An 18,117-nucleotide genomic window follows, 5' to 3' on the forward strand; every position below is an offset into this window, starting at 1 on the left:
ACTGCTGGGAGGCCGTTCGTTGGTGAGGGTTGTGGCTTTCGGATCTCGCTTCCCGCGCCGAAAATGACATAACCCTTGCTTATCGTCCGATTGAGTTTCGGTGCGCGGCCGCAAGTGATCCGTGGTTTTTCGCGAAAGCAACCGCCGCCCCTGGCCCTCGGCGCCTTCCTTCCAGACGACGCGACCGGACCCGCGGGCCCACCCAAACCCCTTTCGCTCCACCGTGTGCGGCGGCTACTCTTGCCGGCAGCAAGCGACTCAAGGGAGCTGAGGATGGTCGGTAGACCCCGCACGCGCTGACGTCTCAGGCCGACATCGGCCGGTCAACCGCGTGCTGCCTTCGATCCGCGGCACGGCGAACCCTTTCACGCCCTGAAACCGGCGCACGACCCGTGCGCCGGACGGTGGGCGCCATCCTCAGTGTTCCCAGGAGTCCCCTTGCCGTCCTCCCCCTCCCCCACCATGCCCAAGAGCCTGTGGCACGACCCGGATTTCCGCCGGCTCTGGATCGGCCAGACCGCATCCCAACTCGGCGCTCAGGCCGTCATGGTGACCCTCCCGCTGATCGCGGTACTCGCCCTCGACGCCTCGGCCGGCGAACTCGGCCTGTTGCGCGCCGTCGAGCAGGCACCGGTCCTGCTGTTCTCACTACTCGCCGGCGCATGGGTCGACCGCCGGCGTTCCCGCGACGTCCTGGTCGGCACCGACTTCGGCCGGGCGCTGGCCCTCACCGCGATCCCGGTGGCCTTCGCGTTCGGGCTGCTGGGCATGCCCGTGCTGCTGGTGGTCGCCTTCACCGTCGGCGTGCTCGGCGTATTCTTCGACGTCGCCTACCACGCCTCGCTCGTGCGACTGGTGGACCGAGACCGCCTCACCCTGGGCAACAGCGCCCTCGAGGGGAGCAGATCGGCCGCCCAGGTCGCCGGTCCGGCACTCGGCGGCACCCTGGTATCGCTGTTCTCGGCCCCCGTGGCGGCGGCGAGCGCGGCCGTCTTCTTCGTGTGGTCCTTCGTCGCGGTGCGGCGGATCCAGCGTGTGGAGGTCGTCGCGCGGGAGAGTGGCCCGGTCGAGCCGGTATGGCGGCGGATCGGGGCGGGCCTGCGGTTCGTGGTGGGCAACGGCGTGCTGCGCGCGGTGGGTCTGGCCTCGGCGGCCTACCAGTTCTCCTTCGCGGCGATGATGACGGTCTACCTGCTGTTTCTGCCGCGTGAGCTGGGTCTGCCGGGTTCGGCGGTGGGTGTGGCGCTGGCCGCGCCGGGGCCGGGGGCGATTCTCGGCTCGGTGCTGGCGGCGAGGTTGCCGGGCCGGTTCGGGTACGGGGTGGTGATGGTGTCGGCGGCGGCCTTGGCCGACGTGGTGCTGCTCGCGCTGCCGGGGCTGGATGGTTCGGGGGTGGTCACGGTGGCGCTTCTGGTCGCGGTGAACTTCGTGTTCGGCGCGTGCGGTCAGCTCGTGAACGTGACGGTCATGGCGGTGCGGCAGGCGATCACGCCGGTGGCGGTGCAAGGTCGGGTGGTGGCCACGATCAACTTCGCCGGCATGGGCATGATGCCCTTCGGCTCGCTGCTCGGCGGGTTCCTGGCCGATGCGTGGGGACTGCGCACCGGGTTGCTGCTGGCGGTGCTCGGCATGACGCTGTCGCCGCTGTCGATGGCCCTGTCGCCGTTGAGGCGACTGGGCCGGCGGCTTCCCGAGCCGTGCGACGGGCCGCGGTGACGGCCCGTCGCACGCGGTGGACTACATGGGCGCCTTGGTGATGGAGCGGCCGCCGAGGTCGCCGGGACGGTCGACGAGCATGGTGTGGTCCGAGCGCGTCTCCGACAGCCGCTGCGGGTCGAGGTCGGCGACGGCGAGGCCCTCGGTGTCCTCCTCGACGCGGGAGAGGACCTGGCCCTCGGGGTCGAAGATGGCGCTGCCGCCGCCGAAGCGCCAGGGGTCCTCGCCGCCGACGGCCCCGGCGAACACGGTGTAGAACGTGTTGTCCAGCGCGCGGGCGGCGTGGTAGAGGTCGCGGCGGTGTCCTCCGCCGGTGAGGTAGGCGCCGCCGACCACGTAGGCGTGGGCGCCGTCGGTGGCCGCGGCGCGGGCGTGCTCGGGGAAGCAGGCGTCGTAACAGATGCCCAGACCGAGGTGCCAGTCGCCGAGGAGGACCGAGCCGCCGTCGGTGCCGTTGGTGAACAGGCGCTTCTCGTCGGCCCACAGCTGCTGCTTGTGGTAGACGTCGTGCACGAGCCCGTACTTGTCGACCAGCAGCTGGGAGATGTGGCGCTCCCCGCCACGCCGCACACTGGCTCCGATGAGGACGCTGACGTGGTGGTGCTGGACGATCTGCCGCAAGGGGTCCAGCCGCGTGTCGGCGACCAGGCCCTCGGCGTCGGGCTCGACGTCGCAACCGGCCGGATCGGCCGCGAGGGTGTCGGGTTGGTAGCCGGGCAGGTAGAGCTCGCCGAAGACGACGAGGTCGGCGCCCTCGTTGTCGGCGCGGTCGACGAAGTCGGCGGCCTTGGCGACATTGGCGACCAGGTCGCCGGGTACCGACGCGGCTTGCGCGGCGGCCACCCGCAGGTCCGTCACCGGCGGTTGCGGAAGTCGCTCCTCAGCAGTCATGAGCCGATGATGACATGCCGCGCCGGGCGCCGGCTGAGAGCTCTTTCAGGCTGGGACGGCAGGGGTGGTGGCGGTCCGCGAAGAGAGCGGGAGCCGTCGGTGGCCGTTGGCGGTCGGGAGAGATTTCGGCGGTCCTGTTCCTCGATCGTGTCGAGATCGCGTCTTCGGCTTCGTGGTGTCGGGGAAGCGCCGCCGAAGGGGCGGCGCCGCGATCGGAGGAGACAGTCATGAGCACCATCACCGCACCCGCGACTCCCACCGGCGAGCGCGTCGCGCGGAGGTCGACGCGGGTGTTGCTTGCCGGGGCCATGGCGGCGGGTCCGGTCTTCTACGCGTCGTCGCTCGCCCAGGCGCTGGCCCGGGACGGTTTCGACATCAGGGTGCATCCGCTCAGTCAGCTGGCGACCGGAGGGCCCGGCTGGGTTCAGGCGGCGACGTTCGTCCTCGCGGGGCTCGGTGCGGCCGGTTTCGCCGTCGCCCGCAGGCGGGTCGTGAGCACGGGGGTCGGGGCGCGGCTCGTTCCGGTGTTCGTGGCGGTCTTCGGGGTGGCTTTCGCGCTCGCGGGGTGTTTCCCGATGGACGCCCAGAACGGGTTTCCTGTGGGGGCGCCGGCCGGGGCGGTCGAGATGTCGTGGCACAGCGTGGTGCACACCGTGGCGGCGGCGGTGTCGTTCCTGGCGCTGGCCGCGGCCTGCGTGACGTCACTCGTCGCCTCGATCCGTGGCCGCCGGGTGTGGCCGTCGGTGGGGCACGCGCTGGTCGCGTTGGTGTTGCTCATGCCGGTGTCGCCGACCGAATCGAGTGTGCAGATCGCGGTGACCGGCGCGATGGCGTTCGCGTGGGTGGGCGTCTCGGCGGCACGGTCGCGGCGAGCGCGCTGAGCTTGAGGGCCTTTCGCGGCGATCGCGGGGACGGCCGGGCGGGTGCGCCCGGCCGTCGTCGATCATGCCCGGCTGCTGATCTCCTGTACCGCCCACGAGTTGCCGTCGGGGTCGTCGAAGGTCAAGAACCCGACGTTGTTGAGGTTCTCGCCTTCCTGTGCCGGCCGGAAGCCCTCGGGTGCGGCGACCTGGACCTCGCCGACGTCGACGCCGCGTTCGGTGAGTTCGGCGTGGGCGGCTCGGATGTCGTTGACGACCAGCTGGATGCCCTTGAGGGAGCCGGGCTCCATGTACGCGATGCCCGGGCCGAAGCCGAAGACGACCGAGCAGCCTGAGCCGCGCGGGGTGACCTGCACGATGCGGCCGGTGTCGCCGAAGTGGGAGTCGTGGTCGAGGGCGAAGCCGAGACGCTCGGTGTAGAACTCCTTGGCGCGATCGATGTCGGCGACGGGGACGATGACGACTTCCAGGGTCCAGTTCATGGATCTTCCTCCTGGTACTCGGACCGGTGAGCCGCCATTGTCACCCGGCGAGGGCGCTTCTGACCGCTTCGCCGACGGTCGCGGCGGTCAGCGTCGGCCGGAACTCCCCGATCGTCCACTGCCTGCCGAGGTGCAGCCACACGCTCGACAGGCCGAGACGGTGGGCACCGGCGATGTCGGCGTCGTCGCGGTCGCCGATGACCCAGGCACCGTCGAGGGGCAGACCGGCGGTCGCGGCGGCGGCGTGGAAGATCGCCGGCTCGGGTTTGCGCGCGCCCACGCCCTCGCTGACGGTCCACCCGTCGACGAGGACGTCGAGCCCGGCGGTGCGGATCTTGCCGCTCTGCTGCTCGACGAGTCCGTTGGTGACGATGACGACGCGGTGCCCGGCCTCGCGCGCCTCGGTGAGCGCCTCGCGGGTGTCGGGAGTGATGCGGGCGTGCTCGCGCGCCCCTCGTCGCAACAGGTCGAGGACCTCGTCGGCGTCCAGACCGGTCCGGCGGTACCGGTCGGCCACGGCGGCGGCGACCGTCGGACGAGGCGTATAGCCTGAGGCGTCGACCTCCATCACCCAGTCGACGTCGGCGGCGGGCAGACCGTGCGCGGTGAGGAAGTCGCCGACACCGGTCCGGAAGGCCGCGTCCCGGTCGATGAGGGTGTTGTCGAGGTCGATCAGCAGCAGGGTCACGCCGCGAGGGTGGCACGCGGCGGGCAAGTCGTACGTACGGATTGCATCGCTGTCCACTTAGTGGAACGATCAACGCGACACGGGAAGCCGGGCGGGGAGGGGAACGCAACTGTGCCACGGGTGAGCCAAGACCATCTCGACGCCAGGCGCCGCCAGATCCTTGCCGGCGCGCGCACCTGCTTCGCCCGCTTCGGCTACGAGGGCGCCACGGTGCGGCGGCTGGAGCAGGAGATCGGGCTGTCCCGCGGCGCCATCTTCCACCACTTCCGCGACAAGGACTCCCTCTTCCTGGCCGTCGCCGAGGACGACGCGGCGACCATGGTCGAGACCGTCGCCGACAACGGACTGGTCCAGGTCATGCGCGACCTCGCCGAACGCGCCCACGAGCCGGAGACGGCCGGCTGGCTCGGCAGCCAGCTCGAGGTGTCGCGCCGGCTTCGCACCGACCCGGAGTTCGCCGCGCGCTGGGAGCAGCGTTCGGCCGCGATCGCCGAAGCGACCCGCGAGCGCCTCGAACGGCAGCGGGAGGCCGGGGTGCTGCGCGCGGACCGGCCCATCGAGGTCCTCCAGCAGTTCCTCGAACTCGCCTACGACGGTCTGGTGCTGCACCTGGCGATGGGCCGCGACGCCAAGGACATCGAGCCGATCCTCGGCCTGATCGAGGAAGCCGTGCGCCGCCGGAGCTGACCGTTACCCGGCGGGTGTCCATGATCGACACTACATTGTGGAACTGTGTCGCGAATATCGTGGAATGTCGCACGGCTCGCCTTCGTCGCCGTGTCCTGCGCGGCACTACTGACGCAGACCTCCTCCCCTGCCCTCGCCGGCGGCCCTGATGCGGGCCGCTTCAAGTTCGGCTACGAACCCACCTCGCCCGACATCCTCGGTGAACTCGACGACCGGCTTCCCAACTCCTCGGTCCGCGACCTCGTCGACGGCGCCAACCGCCAGGCCCGCGCATGCGAGGCCCCGGTGGCCCGACTGGCGGCCTCCTTCTGCTGGAACGACGACGACGCCGAGACCGGCAGGTGGATGCCCCAGGGCATCACCACCAGCGCCGACGCCGAGAAGGACGGCCTCTACCAGGACCGCCGGATCCTCATCACCTCCTGGTACGACACCGGCGACGGCGGAGACGACGACAAGGGCTCGCGGATCACCTTCGTCAACCTCACCGACCCCGCCGCGCCCACCTACCGCCACGTCGTGCTGGTCGCACCCACCGGACGCGCCGGCTCGGCGAGCTTCGCGCCCATCCGCATCCACGCCGGAGGGCTCGCCTGGTACGGAGACCGCCTCTTCGTCGCCGACACCTGGCGCGGCGTGCGTGTCTTCGACCTCTCCCACATCTGGCGGCCCGCCGCCGACTCCCCCGACCAGCTCGGCCTCCAGCCCGATGGCAGCTACCAGGGCTACGGCTATGCCTACGTCCTGGGCCAGTCGGGCCTCTACCGGCACACCACCGACGACGGCGAGCGCGGTCTGCGCTTCTCCTTCCTGTCCGTCGACCGGGGCGCGGGCCGCGACTCGTTGCTCGCCGGGGAGTTCTCCGCCTCGGGCGACGGAACCCGGCTGGCGCGGATCCCGCTCGGCAAGGAGGGCATGCCCTGGGAGGGGGAGGACGGTTTCGTCCGCTGCGACGAGGTCCACGTCGTGTCGCTCGGGAACATGCAGGGCGTCGCGCACGTCGGTGAGAGGTATCTGTTCGCCACCAGCGAGGACGCCGGCAACGGCGGGGATCTCACCGCGTGGCGGCCCGGGGGCAAGGCCACCACCGAGTACGACGTGTTCCCGCCGGGCCCGGAGGATCTGTCCTACTGGGAGTCGCGGGACCAGTTGTGGTCTCTGAGCGAGCATCCCGGGCAGCGTTTCGTCTACGCCATCACTCCGGGTTGAGCCCGCTTGGGGCTGTTGTATCGAATATGTGCCTTGATCGGTTAGTGTGCCCGCCAATACCGAGCACTCGGAGGTGCACCAGTGAAGACCACCTCAGTCCCCCGCCGCGGCTTAGCCGCACTGCTCACGATCGCCGCGACGGCACTCGCCGCGATCGCGCCGCCGGTCGCGGCCAACGCGGCCGATCCGGCGGTCTCGTCGGTGCTGACGGCGCCGAACTTCCGCTTCAAGCTGTCGAACACCCCGGCCTCGCTGATCTCGGGCCTCGACGCGGCCCTGCCCAACGTCACGATGCAGGCGGTCGTCGACTCGGGCAACCGCACCGGTGTCGCCTGCAGCGCTCCCGCGCAGCACCGGGTGGCGTCGTTCTGCTGGAACTCCGGTGACGCCGGGACCGGCGAGTGGATGCCGCAGGGCATCACCACCAGCGCCGACGCGCTGGGCGCGGGCACCTACGAGGACCGGCGAGTCCTCATGGCGAGCTGGTACAGCACCGCCTCGACGGGCCTCGACAAGGGCGTGCGCATCAGCGTCGTCGACTTGTCCAACCCCTCGGCGCCGGCCTACCGGCACATCCTCCTGGTCGCACCGGCCACCATCGGGGGTCAGCCCAGCTTCAACCCCGTGCGCGTTCACGCCGGCGGCCTGGCCTGGTACGGCAACCTGCTCTACGTCGTGGACACCTACAACGGTCTGCGCGTGTTCGACCTGAACCACCTCTGGCAGGTCACCACCGGCGACGAGTCGAAGATCGGCCGCCAGGCCGACGGGACCTATCACGCTTACAACTACGCCTACGTCCTGCCGCAGACGGCCGCCTACGCGCACAGCACCGAGGGCGGTTACGCGAAGTTGCGCTTCTCGGCGGTGTCCCTCGACCGCACCAGCACCCCTGACAGCCTCGTCATCGCCGAGTACGCCAGCCCCGGCACCGGTACGCGACTGGCGCGAGTCCCCATCGACTACACCGATCGCCTCCTGGTGACCGGGTCCGACGGGTACGCCCGCGCCAACGAGGCGCATCTGGTGAACTTCACCAGCATGCAGGGCGCCACCGCGATCAACGGAACCTTCCACGTGTCCACCAGTGACGGCACGGGCAACGCCGGTGACCGGATCAAGTGGAAGCCGCCAGCCGGGGCGGTCGACATCGCCACCGACACCCTCCCCATCGGGCCCGAGGACGTCTCCTACGACGGGCCGAGGGACATGCTCTGGTCTTTGAGCGAGTACGCCGGCAAACGCTACGTCTGGGCCAGCAGGGCCTCGAGTCTGTGAGCACCGCGGGGCCGGGCATCGCGCCCGGCCCCGCCTGTCACAGCTCCACCGGTGAGGCGACCGGTCGCGTCGCGGCCGTCAGCGGATCGGGATCCTCCGGGCGCGACGGCGAGTCCGTCCGCGCGAACTGCGTGCGGTAGAGGTCGGCGTACATGCCCCCGGCGGCCACCAGCTCGTCGTGCGTGCCGCGCTCGGCGATCAGCCCACCGGCCAGCACGATGATCTGGTCGGCGTCGCGGACCGTCGACAGGCGGTGAGCGATCACCAGCGCCGTGCGCCCCGCCAGGGCCTCGGCCAGTGCGGCCTGCACCGCGGCCTCCGACTCGGAGTCCAGGTGCGCGGTGGCCTCGTCGAGGATCACCACCCCCGGCGAGCGCAGCAGCAGCCGAGCGATGGCCAGCCGCTGCTTCTCGCCTCCGGAGAAGCGGTAGCCGCGCTCACCGACGACGGTGTCCAGGCCGTCGGGCAGGCCCCGCACCAGCGGCGCGATCTGCGCCCGCTCCAGCGCCTCCCACAGGCTCTCGTCGGGGGTCTCGTCGAGACCGTAGGCGAGGTTGGCGCGGATGGTGTCGTGGAACAGGTGCGCGTCTTGGGTGACCACACCGATCTCGGCGCGCAGGGACGCGGCCGTGGCGTGGCGGACGTCGACGTCGCCGACCAGGACCGCGCCCTCGGTCACGTCGTAGATGCGGGGAACGAGCATCGACGTGGTGGTCTTGCCCGCGCCCGAGGGGCCGACGATCGCGACGAGCTGACCGCGCTCGACGGTGAAGGAAACCCCGCGCAGCACCGGCTCGTTGCGCGACTGGTCGAGGGTGGCGACCTCCTCCAGCGAGGCCAGCGACACCTCCGAGGCCGAGGGGTAGCGGAAGTGAACGTCGCGGAACTCGACCCGGCCGCTGCCGCGCGGGATGTCGACCGCGTCGGCAGCGTCCTTGATCGGCGGGTCCAGGTCGAGGATCTCGAAGACCCGCTGGAAGCTCACCAGCGCGCTCATCACGTCCACGCGCACGTTCGACAGCGCCGTCAGCGGACCGTACAGGCGCGTCAGCAGCAGGGCCAGGGTCACCACGGTGCCCGCGCTGAGGCTCTGGTTGAACGCCAGCCAGCCGCCCAGGCCCCAGGTCAGGGCCTGTGTCAGGCCAGCGGTCACGGTCAGTGCGACGAAGAAGATCCGGGCGTACATCGCCGAGGTGACACCGATGTCGCGGACCCGCCCGGCACGAGACCCGAAGGCCTCGGCCTCGCGGTCGGGGTTCCCGAACAGCTTCACCAGCAAGGCCCCGCCGACACCGAAACGCTCGGTCATCCGCGCGTTCATGCTCGCGTTGAGGTCGAAGCTCTCCTTGGTCAGCGCCGCCAGCTTCCGCCCGAAGTACCGCGCCGGGAACACGAACACCGGCAGCAGCACCAGCGAGATCAGGGTGATCTGCCAGCTCTGCCCCAGCATCACGCCCAGCGTCAGCGTCACCGCGATCGTATTGCTCGCCACGCCCGACAAGGTCGTCGTGAAGGCCCGCTGCGCGCCGATGATGTCGTTGTTGAGCCGCGACACCAGCGCACCGGTCTGCGTGCGCGTGAAGAACTGCAGCGGCATCCGCTGCACGTGCCCGAAGATCCCCCGCCGCAGGTCGAAGATGATCCCCTCGCCGATGCGCGCCGAGAACCACCGGTCCACCAGCGACAGCGCGCCGTCGACGACGGCCAGGATCGCGATGATCACCGCGATGCGCACCACCACCGAGGCGTCACCGCCCCCGCCGGTGATCGCGTTGATCACGTCGCCGGCCAGCACCGGTGTGGCCACCCCGATCGCCGAGGAGAGCACCACCGTGACCAGGAAGACCACGATCTTGCCCCGGTAAGGCGACGCGAAGCGCAGAATCCGGCGCATCGTGCCCTTGCTGAGCTTCATCCCGGCCAGTTTGGTGCGGTCATGGCGGACCATCATCGGGAATCCGCGCCCGCCCATCATCGCCACAGTTCAATACCTCCGGGTGAGTCGTCCCCTGTGACAATTTCGAAAGGCGTCGAAATATTTCACTCCGGTGAAGTGATGTGAATAGAAGTGGGCTGCCGCGAGTCAGGCACCGCCGGCCAGACCGCGCAGCAGACGCAGCTGCGCCGCCCGCTCGGCCTCCAACTGGGCGGGCGCGCCACGGCCCACCGCACCCAGCAGCAGAGCCTTCGCCTCGATCGCGGCGTCCCGGGGAGCCGACAGCAAGGCCGCCACCAGATCCCCCACCGCGCCTTCCAGGTCACCACCGTCGACGGCCAGCGTGGCCAGCCCCATCGACACCGCCTCCGACGCGCCCACGGCCCGGCCGGTCAGGCACAACTCCAGCGCCCGCCCGTAGCCGACCAGCTCCACCAGACGGCCCGTACCGCCCAGGTCGGGCACCAGCCCGAGGCTCACCTCGGGCATCCGCAGCTTCGCGTCCAGGCTCAACACCCGAAAATCGCAGGCCAGGGCCAACTGCAGCCCCGCCCCGATCGCGTGCCCCTGCACCGCGGCCACCGTCAGCAGATCCGGACGGCGAAGCCACGAGAAGGCCTCCTGGAAGCGCGCGATCCGCGCCTCACCGTCCTCATCGGACAGTGCCGCGAGCTCGCCCGCCAGCCCTCCGGCCAGTACGGCCCGGTCGAGGCCCGCCGAGAACGACGCGCCCGCACCGGTCACCACCACACAACGAACATCACCGCGCAGCTCGCGCCCGAACTCCCGCAGACGTTCCCACATCTGCGGCGTCTGAGCGTTGAGCGACGCGGGCCGGTAGAGCTCAACTCGCGCTACCGGCCCGTCCACGGTGAAACGAACGGCCTCGATCTCAGTCACACGTAGCCTCCCCCGTAATAGAACCCGGTTTTATGCGATGACATGTAACCACACCGCAAAACCCGGGAACCAAAAAGAACACCCCAAGTTGCCACTGGGGAAAACCCCGGAAGTGCACGCTGACTGACACCAGACCGTACCGTGTGCTATCGGGCTACGCCTGCTTGCGACGGCGGGCTCCGCCGCGCTGACGCAGTTGGACACCCGACTCGGTCAGCACACGGTGCACGAACCCGTACGACCTACCGGTCGCTGACGCCAGCGCACGAATGCTTTCACCCTGGCTGTAACGCTGTACCAGGTTTCGAGCAAGGGTCGCACGCTCCGCGCCGACGATCCGGCGTCCTTTGTCGTTGGTAGTGCTGGTGTCGGTGGCTGCCATTTCTTTCCCTCACAACTCACGGTGAGCGGTTGACGGTCTCACCTATTAGACCGCGCCCGGCGATCATGCGCCAGTATTAGATTTCCGGCCAACCCATACACGGTCCTTGTCGGCAACCCGATACCGTATGAGCCCGTGACGACCGGACCGGGCGAACGTTCCCTTCCCCCAATACGCGAACAGACCGGCGCTCAGGTTCGTGACCTGGCGATCTGGCTCGGACTGGTACTCATCGGCCTACTCACCGCAGCCCTCGCCGTGGCCTACGCCGACGACCTCGGAACAGCCGCGGCCCCCTTCTTCGGCCGTTACCGAATTGCAATCAACCCGGAGAGCATTCTCGCCCCCCTCATAGCCGCCGCCGTCCTCTACGCCGCGTCACGACCCCGCCTCACCCGGGTGCGCTGGCCCGCGATCCTCACCGGCGCCTACCTCAGCGCCCTCGCCTGGACCGTCGCGCTGGCCCTCCTCGACGGCAAAGGCGGCCTCGACCACCCCCTCGCCGGCACCGACGGCTACCTCGTCAACCTCGCCGAAGTCGACGGACCCGGCGACTTCCTGGCCACCTTCACCACCCTCAACGACCAGCTCACCGCCGCCTCCGTCGGCCATCCACCCGGACCGCTGCTCCTGCTCTCCCTGCTCACGCCCCTGCTCGGCACCGGCCTCGGCCTCGGCCTCGCCCTCACCGCGCTGTCCACACTCACCATCCCCCTGGTCCTCGTCACCGCCAAGAACGCCGTCGGCGAACGGGCCGCCCGCCGCTACGCGCCCCTGATCGTGCTGGCCCCCTACGCGGTGTGGGTCGCGGTCAGCATGGACGGCATCACCGCCGCCATCCTCGCCGCCACCATGGCCGCCGGCGCCCACGCCAGCCGCCGCAGCACCCGCGGCCTGCCCGCCGTCGCGTGGGCCTTCGCGGCCGGTCTCCTCCTCGGCGCGGCCACGATGTTCTCCTACGCCGCGGCCTGGATGGGCCTGTCGCTGGTGTTCCTCAACTTCGCCAGAAGACGCCCCTTCCACAACATCGCCACCGGACTCGGCGCCCTCACCCCACTGCTGATCGCCCAGCTGTGGGGCTTCAACTGGATGACCGGCCTGCACATGGCCTACGACGACTACACCAACCGCATCGAATACCAGCGGCCCGCACTATGGTGGGCCCTCCTCAGCGTCGTCGTCCTCATCATCGTCACCGGACCGGCGATCGTGGCCAGCGCCCGCAAGATGCGCAACACCCCCGGCTGGCCCTTCCTCATCGGCGCCACCGTCGCCGTGCTGTTCTCCATCGCCGCCGGACTCACCCGCGGCGGAGTCGAACACGCCTGGCTCCCCTTCTTCCCCTGGATCACCCTGGCCGCCACCGCGCCGGCCGCACCCGGCGGACCACCCGCACGGATGCCGCTGCTCCTCGCCGCCGCCGGCGCCACCACCGGCGTAATCGTCGAAGCCGTCCTCCACTCCCCCTGGTAGCCCGCTAACCTGCGCCTATGCCCAGCCTCCGCGTCGCCACCTACAACATCCACCACGGCACCGACGACCGCGGCCGCCCCAGCCTCGACCGGATCGCCGCCGCGCTGGCCGCGCTGCGACCCGACGTCGTGGGACTCCAGGAGGTCGACTCCCGCTACGGCACCCGCTCCGCCTGGGCCGACCAGCCGGCCGAGCTCGCCGAGGTGCTCGGCGCCACCGCCTTGTTCCACCCGACCATCCCCAGCGGTGAGAACGGGTACGGCAACGCCGTCATCACCCGCTTCCCGGTCGAATCCCATCGCTTCGTCCCACTGCCCACCTTGGACACCCAGGAGGACCGCGGTGCCCTCCACGCCCTTCTGAGCACCCCGCACGGGCCGCTCCACGTCGTCAATACCCACCTCAACCACCTGCCCTGGGACGGCGCGGGCCGCTCGCGGCAACTCGCCGTGGTCAGCCGGCTGATCGAGGAAGTCCGCGCCGAGACGCCCGCGCCCCTGGTCCTCACCGGCGACTTCAACGCCCCGCCGGCGCGCTCGGAGCTCAGCGCCGTGCGCGATGTCCTCAACGACAGCTGGGCCGGTGTCCACACCGGCCCCCGCTGGCTGCGGTGGTTCACCCTCCGCGCCCCCGGCGGGACCTTCCCCTCGATCTGGCCCGTGCGCCGCATCGACTACGTCTTCGCCACCCCCGACCTGCAACCCGTCGCCACGACCATCCCCCGCGGGCGCGCCTCGGACCACCGACCCCTGGCCGTCGATCTGCGCCTCACCGGGAGCCCGAGCCCTCGGTGAGGCACCCTCGCTAGGAGACCGCCGCCGAGAACACGTGCACGGTCGAGTCGTCGGGCAGGGTCACCGCCTGCACCGTACGGCCGGGATCGACGGCGAACTCCAGGTAGTAGACCCGGTACTCCACGGTCGGGTACTGCCCCGGACCCGCCGGGGTGTTCTTGCCCTTGACCCGCACCGCCACCGGTGTCTCCCCGGTCGGCGGGCAGCACCAGTTCGGCACCGACATCGACACCGTCTCGCTAGTGCCGTCGGTGTACCGCACAGTCAGCGGCCCGCCGGCGCTGGAACCCGTCCCGGTGGCCAGCAACGCCAGGCGCGAGCCCTGACCTGGCAGCAGGATCGACTGGCCGTGACCGGTGACGTTGTCGGCCTCACCGCCGGTGGCCGCCGAGGGCCAGGTGAACACCGAACCGCCGAAGGCGAACGTCTCTCCCGGAACCAGGCCGGACGCCGCCAGGGCCTGCGCCGAGAAGCTCGACCCACCGCCGTCCAGGTCGGCCGCCGTGGTGTCGGCGTCGTCGGAGATTCCCGTCTTGTCCACCGCCGCGAGCAGGCTCGCGAACGGTAGGAGGGTGTCCGCCGAGGACTCCGCCCGGCGGTCACGCCCGCCGGGCTCGTAGTCCGCGACGGCGACCACCGTCGGCATAGCCCCTGGTCAGGCCGTGGACTCCGTAGTCGACGGTGCTCATGTAGTAGGGCGAGGCGTTGGGGACGTCGCCGTCCTCCCAGCCGTCGGGGTTGGTGATGCGGATGGTGGTGTCGCGGAAGGCGTCGTCCGTTTCGGCGTGGAAGACCGACGGGGCCGGGTAGTCGGTCTTGACCACGATGTTCGCGGCGGGTGCCTGCGGATCCCCGGGCGGGGCGTTCGCCGGGTCGGTGAAGACGCCGTCCGGCGCGACCTGCAGCCGGAACCGGTCGTCGAGGGAGAACACGACGCGGGCCTTGGCCGCACCGCTGTCGGAGGTGAAGGCCGGGCCGTCGGCGCTGAAGCAGGTCACCGCGCCGAGGGCGCCGTCATCGGGAGCCTCGGACGCCTTGGCGGCCGTCGGGAGGAGCAGTACGGCGGCACGGGCGGGGCCGCGCGCGGAGTAAACGTGCCATCGGGTACCACCGTTTCCACGTGGATGAACAGGGGTTCTTGCCGGAACGGTTGTATCGCGGCGACGGCGGGAGGCCTAGGACCGCGCGGGGAGTGCGCGCGTTGGCGAGGGGGAAGGGCATGCGGGAGTGCGCGTTCGGGACTGAACGCGCAGGGGTGGGATGGGGACGGGGGTAGGGCAGGGCGCGCGGCGGAGGTGGGAGGGAGCGTGGGGCGGTGGGGCGGTGGGAGGTGGAGCGCGCGGCGGGAGGGACTGGGCGAGGGACGGTGCGGCGGCGGGATGCCGCGGCTGGACGCTGGGTAAGAAGAGCGGGGCCGCGCGGGACGCCGGGCAGACGAGGCTGGGCGGGACTGAGCGGCCCGCACGGCCGCCAGGCCGGGCGGCGGGGAGGCCTTGCCAGGCTGAGCGGCGGCGCGCGAGGGCGGGCGGAGCTGAGCGGTGCAAACCCAAACCTCGAGATGCGGACCCGCCACGGTCCAGTAGCGCGCTGGGATAGCGGGCGGGCTGAGCAGGGCAAAGCCATGCGGCGCGCGTTCGAGCGAATCGCGCGCTCCCCCGTTCACCCCAAAGGGGCCCCAAAACGGGAGCCGCACCCAGCACCGGGACGATCTCAACGCCAAGGCCGTCGTCGCAATTCCAAGTTGGTCCCGCGCATCCTCTTTCATAGCTGCTCTGACCAGTGCTCTTACTCCCCGCCCGAGCCGTCACTGACATAACTAACCCGTTATCGCCCAACACAAACCACGCCACCATGCCTCAACCCCGATGCCCCGCCTACGTGCCCACCCATGCCCGCTTCCCCACCCCACAGCGAAGCGCCGGGGCATCCGCCCCGGCGCTTCGCTTCACCGCCTCATCAGCGCGCCCGCTCCCCGGCCGCGCCCGCCCTCGCTCAAGCCAGTTCGACGAGCTCCAGCAGATCCTCGCTCCACGTGTCCTCCACGCCTTCGGGCAGGATGATCGCGCGTTCGGGCCGCAGCGCCTGCACCGCGCCCGGGTCGTGCGTGACCAGCACGATCGCGCCCGGGAAGCGCCCGATCGCGTCGAGCACCTGCTCGCGACTGGCGGGGTCGAGGTTGTTCGTCGGCTCGTCGAGCAGCAGCACGTTCGCGCCCGAGCAGACCAGCGTCGACAACGCCAGCCGCGTCTTCTCCCCGCCCGACAGGACCCCGGCCGGCTTGTCGACGTCATCGCCGGTGAACAGGAACGCGCCGAGAATCTTCCGCAGCTCGGTGTCGGGCAGGTCGCTCCCGGCCGTCGAGGCCGCCGACCGCATCAACTGCAGCACGGTCCGGTCGACGTCGAGAGTCTCGTGCTCCTGCGCGTAGTAGCCGATCCGCAGGCCGTGCCCCGGGATGACCTTGCCGGTGTCGGGCTCGACCTGCCCCGCCAGCATCCGCAGCAGAGTCGTCTTCCCCGCACCGTTGAGGCCGAGGATCACGACCCGCGAACCCCGGTCGACGGCCAGGTCGACGTCCATGAACACCTCCAGCGAACCGTAGGACTTCGACAGTCCCTCGGCCGTCAGCGGCGTCTTTCCGCAGGGTGCGGGCTGGGGCAGGCGGACCTTCGCGACGCGGTCGGCGACGCGCACGTCCTCCAACCCCGCGGTCAGGCGCTCGGCCCGGCGCAGCATGTTCTGCGCCGCGACGGCCTTGGTCGCCTTGGCCCGCATCTTCTCGGCCTGCGCGGTCAGCGCCGACGCCTTCTTCTCGGCGTTGGCCCGTTCGCGGCGGCGACGGTGCTCGTCGGCCTCGCGCTGCTCCAGGTACTTCTTCCAGCCGACGTTGTAGATGTCGACCGTCCCCCGGTTGGCGTCGAGGTACCAGACCTTGTTGACGACGGCCTGGAGCAGGTCGCCGTCGTGGCTGATGACGATGAGCCCGCCCTTGTGGCCGGCCAAGAAGTCCCGCAGCCAGGCGATGGAGTCGGCGTCGAGGTGGTTGGTGGGTTCGTCGAGCAGGAGCGTGCCGTCGCCGTCGGCGGTGTCGGCGAACAGGATCCGGGCCAGCTCCACGCGCCGCCGCTGACCGCCCGACAGGGTGCCGAGAGGCTGGGCGAGGATCCGGTCGGGCAGGCCGAGGTTGGCGCAGATGCGCGCCGCCTGCGACTCGGCCGCGTAACCGCCGATCGCCGCGAAGCGGTCCTCCAGGTTGCCGTACTTGCGCAGGAGCTTGTCGCGCTCGCTGTCGTCGACGACCTCGGCCAGGCCGGTCTCGGCCTTCTTCATGTCGGCCATGAGGGTGTCCAGGCCGCGGGCGGACAGGACCCGGTCGCGCGCGGAGACACCGAGGTCGCCGGTGCGCGGGTCCTGCGGGAGGTAGCCGAAGGGACCGCGCCGCTCGAAGCTTCCGGCGTAGGGGGTCCCCTCCCCCGCCATCGCCTTGAGGGTGGTGGTCTTGCCGGCGCCGTTGCGGCCGACCAGGCCGATGCGGTCGCCGGGCTGCACCCGCAGGCTGACGTCTTCGAGGAGGATGCGGGCGCCGGCCCGCAGTTCTAGGCCGGTGACGGAGATCATGGAAAGTGCTCACTTTCGGACGAATGGGACTGACCGTGGACGCGAGACATCTGCCGACCGCGTGGAGCAGGGCTCAACACGTGATGACGGTCGGCTGGGGTCGGTCAGTCTTCGCAACGGTGGAGCATTCGTCGAGTGTAACCAGAGCGCCGAAGGTGCCACCAACGTCCACCGGGTCGGAGGACTTCTAAGACCCGACCGTACCGAGAATTCCCAGCGTGCGGCCCTTTGATGCCGGGTCTCGACCCTTGATCCACTTCGTGTCCGGTTCCCCGCGCCGGCCCGTCGCTACGTTCACCGGGTTATGACTTTTGATCCCGAACACCTCGCAAGGAAGCTGAGCGGTGCGCTCGGCGTCATGAAGCAGCGCGGCGAGCTCGCCCTGGCGAAACTGGGCGACGTGCTCGGCGTCGTCCGGCAGCGTGCCACCCCCGGCCTCATGAAGCTGAGCGATTCACTCCGCCACACCCCCAAGGGTCGTCTCGATGGCCGCCGGGTCACGTTCGCCGCACTCCTCGTCGCGGCGATCGTCCTCACCGGCTTCAACGTGGCCACGACGGACGGCAGCGGTACGGACGACGGTTACGACTCGACCGCTATCGACAGCACGCGCGACCTCGACGACCAGGCCGCTCGTGACAAGGAGCGGGGCCTGGACAACGCCTCCGACCAGGCCGTGGACAAGGCCGCCAAGGAGCAGGAGCAGGCGGAGAAGGAGGCGGCCGAGCGCAAGGCCGCCGAGGAGAAGGCGAAGAAGGAGGCGGCCGAGCCGAAGTGGACGCTGCCGTCGAAGGCGCTCATCAGTGACGTCTTCGGCCCGCGCGCCTGGCGCGCCGGCGTCCAGCACGACGGCACCGACTTCGCCGCCGACGAGGGTGAGGACAACTACGCGGCCTTCGACGGCACCGTGGTGCAGGCGGGCCCCAACGGCGGCTACGGCAACTTCGTGCTGATCGAGCACGGCGATGGTGTCGAGACCTGGTACGGCCACTTCTCCGACATCGACGTGGAGGTCGGCCAGAAGGTCGAGTCGGGCCAGGTCCTGGGTCAGGCCGGTTCCACCGGTGACGTGACCGGACCGCACCTGCACTTCGAGGTTCACGTTGATGGCAATCCGGTCGACCCGGTCCCCTTCCTGCAGAAGCACGGCGTCGACCTCTGACCACAGGAATTCTCGGCTTT

The 18,117-nt window shown here is 70.4% G+C and carries 17 protein-coding genes; 8 read left to right on the forward strand and 9 right to left on the reverse strand.

Features of this window, described 5'->3' with window-relative positions; genetic code table 11:
* Window positions 1-438 precede the first annotated feature (438 nt).
* A complete protein-coding gene (locus tag AB0I28_RS17530) occupies window positions 439-1,716 on the forward strand; it encodes an MFS transporter (RefSeq protein WP_357494369.1) in 1,278 nt (425 codons plus the stop codon).
* A 21-nt stretch (window positions 1,717-1,737) separates the two neighbouring features.
* Here AB0I28_RS17530 and AB0I28_RS17535 read toward each other — a convergent pair whose 3' ends face one another.
* Window positions 1,738-2,607 (reverse strand): carbon-nitrogen hydrolase family protein, encoded by an 870-nt coding sequence (locus AB0I28_RS17535; RefSeq protein WP_357494371.1) that lies wholly within the window; start codon window positions 2,605-2,607, stop codon window positions 1,738-1,740.
* A gap of 227 nt (window positions 2,608-2,834) precedes the next feature.
* Here AB0I28_RS17535 and AB0I28_RS17540 point away from each other — a divergent pair, with 227 nt between their 5' ends.
* Window positions 2,835-3,488: a DUF998 domain-containing protein gene (locus AB0I28_RS17540; protein WP_357494373.1), complete on the forward strand. Its 654-nt coding sequence runs from the start codon at window positions 2,835-2,837 to the stop codon at window positions 3,486-3,488.
* A gap of 62 nt (window positions 3,489-3,550) precedes the next feature.
* On the opposite strand, the gene AB0I28_RS17545 is transcribed toward AB0I28_RS17540, so the two are convergent.
* Both AB0I28_RS17545 and AB0I28_RS17550 read right to left on the reverse strand, forming a co-directional pair.
* Window positions 3,551-3,970: a VOC family protein gene (locus tag AB0I28_RS17545; RefSeq protein WP_357494374.1), complete on the reverse strand. Its 420-nt coding sequence runs from the start codon at window positions 3,968-3,970 to the stop codon at window positions 3,551-3,553.
* A gap of 40 nt (window positions 3,971-4,010) precedes the next feature.
* Window positions 4,011-4,658, reverse strand: coding sequence for an HAD family hydrolase (locus AB0I28_RS17550; RefSeq protein ID WP_357494376.1), 648 nt, complete (start codon window positions 4,656-4,658; stop codon window positions 4,011-4,013).
* 111 nt (window positions 4,659-4,769) lie between these two features.
* Between AB0I28_RS17550 and AB0I28_RS17555 the strand changes: the two genes are divergently transcribed.
* From AB0I28_RS17555 to AB0I28_RS17565, 3 genes are all read left to right on the forward strand, one after another.
* Entirely contained in the window at window positions 4,770-5,345 is a 576-nt protein-coding gene (locus AB0I28_RS17555) for a helix-turn-helix domain-containing protein (protein WP_357494378.1), read from the forward strand.
* A gap of 45 nt (window positions 5,346-5,390) precedes the next feature.
* Window positions 5,391-6,554, forward strand: a complete 1,164-nt coding sequence (locus AB0I28_RS17560) for a hypothetical protein (protein WP_357494380.1) — start codon at window positions 5,391-5,393, stop codon at window positions 6,552-6,554.
* A gap of 81 nt (window positions 6,555-6,635) precedes the next feature.
* On the forward strand, window positions 6,636-7,832 hold the full coding sequence (locus AB0I28_RS17565; protein WP_357494381.1) for a hypothetical protein: 1,197 nt from the start codon (window positions 6,636-6,638) through the stop codon (window positions 7,830-7,832).
* A 37-nt stretch (window positions 7,833-7,869) separates the two neighbouring features.
* Here AB0I28_RS17565 and AB0I28_RS17570 read toward each other — a convergent pair whose 3' ends face one another.
* The 3 genes from AB0I28_RS17570 to AB0I28_RS17580 form a co-directional block, all read right to left on the reverse strand.
* Window positions 7,870-9,780 carry an ABC transporter ATP-binding protein gene (locus AB0I28_RS17570; RefSeq protein ID WP_357495124.1) on the reverse strand — a complete coding sequence of 637 codons (1,911 nt, stop codon included), beginning with the start codon at window positions 9,778-9,780 and terminating at the stop codon, window positions 7,870-7,872.
* A 135-nt stretch (window positions 9,781-9,915) separates the two neighbouring features.
* On the reverse strand, window positions 9,916-10,668 hold the full coding sequence (locus AB0I28_RS17575; protein WP_357494383.1) for an enoyl-CoA hydratase/isomerase family protein: 753 nt from the start codon (window positions 10,666-10,668) through the stop codon (window positions 9,916-9,918).
* 154 nt (window positions 10,669-10,822) lie between these two features.
* Window positions 10,823-11,050 carry a helix-turn-helix domain-containing protein gene (locus AB0I28_RS17580; RefSeq protein WP_184786735.1) on the reverse strand — a complete coding sequence of 76 codons (228 nt, stop codon included), beginning with the start codon at window positions 11,048-11,050 and terminating at the stop codon, window positions 10,823-10,825.
* 135 nt (window positions 11,051-11,185) lie between these two features.
* On the opposite strand from AB0I28_RS17580, the gene AB0I28_RS17585 reads away from it, so the two are divergent.
* Window positions 11,186-12,523 (forward strand): hypothetical protein, encoded by a 1,338-nt coding sequence (locus AB0I28_RS17585; protein WP_357494385.1) that lies wholly within the window; start codon window positions 11,186-11,188, stop codon window positions 12,521-12,523.
* A gap of 17 nt (window positions 12,524-12,540) precedes the next feature.
* Window positions 12,541-13,317 carry an endonuclease/exonuclease/phosphatase family protein gene (locus tag AB0I28_RS17590; protein ID WP_357494387.1) on the forward strand — a complete coding sequence of 259 codons (777 nt, stop codon included), beginning with the start codon at window positions 12,541-12,543 and terminating at the stop codon, window positions 13,315-13,317.
* Window positions 13,318-13,327: 10 nt separating this feature from the next.
* On the opposite strand, the gene AB0I28_RS17595 is transcribed toward AB0I28_RS17590, so the two are convergent.
* From AB0I28_RS17595 to AB0I28_RS17605, 3 genes are all read right to left on the reverse strand, one after another.
* Entirely contained in the window at window positions 13,328-13,963 is a 636-nt protein-coding gene (locus AB0I28_RS17595; protein ID WP_357494389.1) for a hypothetical protein, read from the reverse strand.
* A complete protein-coding gene (locus tag AB0I28_RS17600; protein WP_357494391.1) occupies window positions 13,917-14,315 on the reverse strand; it encodes a hypothetical protein in 399 nt (132 codons plus the stop codon). Before AB0I28_RS17600 ends, AB0I28_RS17595 begins: the two co-directional genes overlap by 47 nt.
* 994 nt (window positions 14,316-15,309) lie before the next feature.
* On the reverse strand, window positions 15,310-16,935 hold the full coding sequence (locus AB0I28_RS17605) for an ABC-F family ATP-binding cassette domain-containing protein (protein ID WP_357494393.1): 1,626 nt from the start codon (window positions 16,933-16,935) through the stop codon (window positions 15,310-15,312).
* 304 nt (window positions 16,936-17,239) lie between these two features.
* Between AB0I28_RS17605 and AB0I28_RS17610 the strand changes: the two genes are divergently transcribed.
* Window positions 17,240-18,097, forward strand: coding sequence for a M23 family metallopeptidase (locus AB0I28_RS17610; RefSeq protein WP_357494395.1), 858 nt, complete (start codon window positions 17,240-17,242; stop codon window positions 18,095-18,097).
* The last annotated feature ends 20 nt before the right edge of the window (window positions 18,098-18,117 follow it).

The sequence above is a fragment of the Phytomonospora sp. NPDC050363 genome, from assembly GCF_040655735.1.
Taxonomy (GTDB): Bacteria; Actinomycetota; Actinomycetes; order Mycobacteriales; family Micromonosporaceae; genus Phytomonospora.

What these genes read in the sequence shown, in the direction of transcription:
- AB0I28_RS17540 (WP_357494373.1), top strand. Translation starts at nt 2,835, where the DNA reads ATGAGCACCATCACCGCACCCGCGACTCCCACCGGCGAGCGCGTCGCG.
- AB0I28_RS17570 (WP_357495124.1), bottom strand. Translation starts at nt 9,780, where the DNA reads ATGGTCCGCCATGACCGCACCAAACTGGCCGGGATGAAGCTCAGCAAG.
- AB0I28_RS17545 (WP_357494374.1), bottom strand. Translation starts at nt 3,970, where the DNA reads ATGAACTGGACCCTGGAAGTCGTCATCGTCCCCGTCGCCGACATCGAT.
- AB0I28_RS17610 (WP_357494395.1), top strand. Translation starts at nt 17,240, where the DNA reads ATGACTTTTGATCCCGAACACCTCGCAAGGAAGCTGAGCGGTGCGCTC.
- AB0I28_RS17580 (WP_184786735.1), bottom strand. Translation starts at nt 11,050, where the DNA reads ATGGCAGCCACCGACACCAGCACTACCAACGACAAAGGACGCCGGATC.
- AB0I28_RS17590 (WP_357494387.1), top strand. Translation starts at nt 12,541, where the DNA reads ATGCCCAGCCTCCGCGTCGCCACCTACAACATCCACCACGGCACCGAC.
- AB0I28_RS17595 (WP_357494389.1), bottom strand. Translation starts at nt 13,963, where the DNA reads ATGCCGACGGTGGTCGCCGTCGCGGACTACGAGCCCGGCGGGCGTGAC.
- AB0I28_RS17535 (WP_357494371.1), bottom strand. Translation starts at nt 2,607, where the DNA reads ATGACTGCTGAGGAGCGACTTCCGCAACCGCCGGTGACGGACCTGCGG.
- AB0I28_RS17605 (WP_357494393.1), bottom strand. Translation starts at nt 16,935, where the DNA reads ATGATCTCCGTCACCGGCCTAGAACTGCGGGCCGGCGCCCGCATCCTC.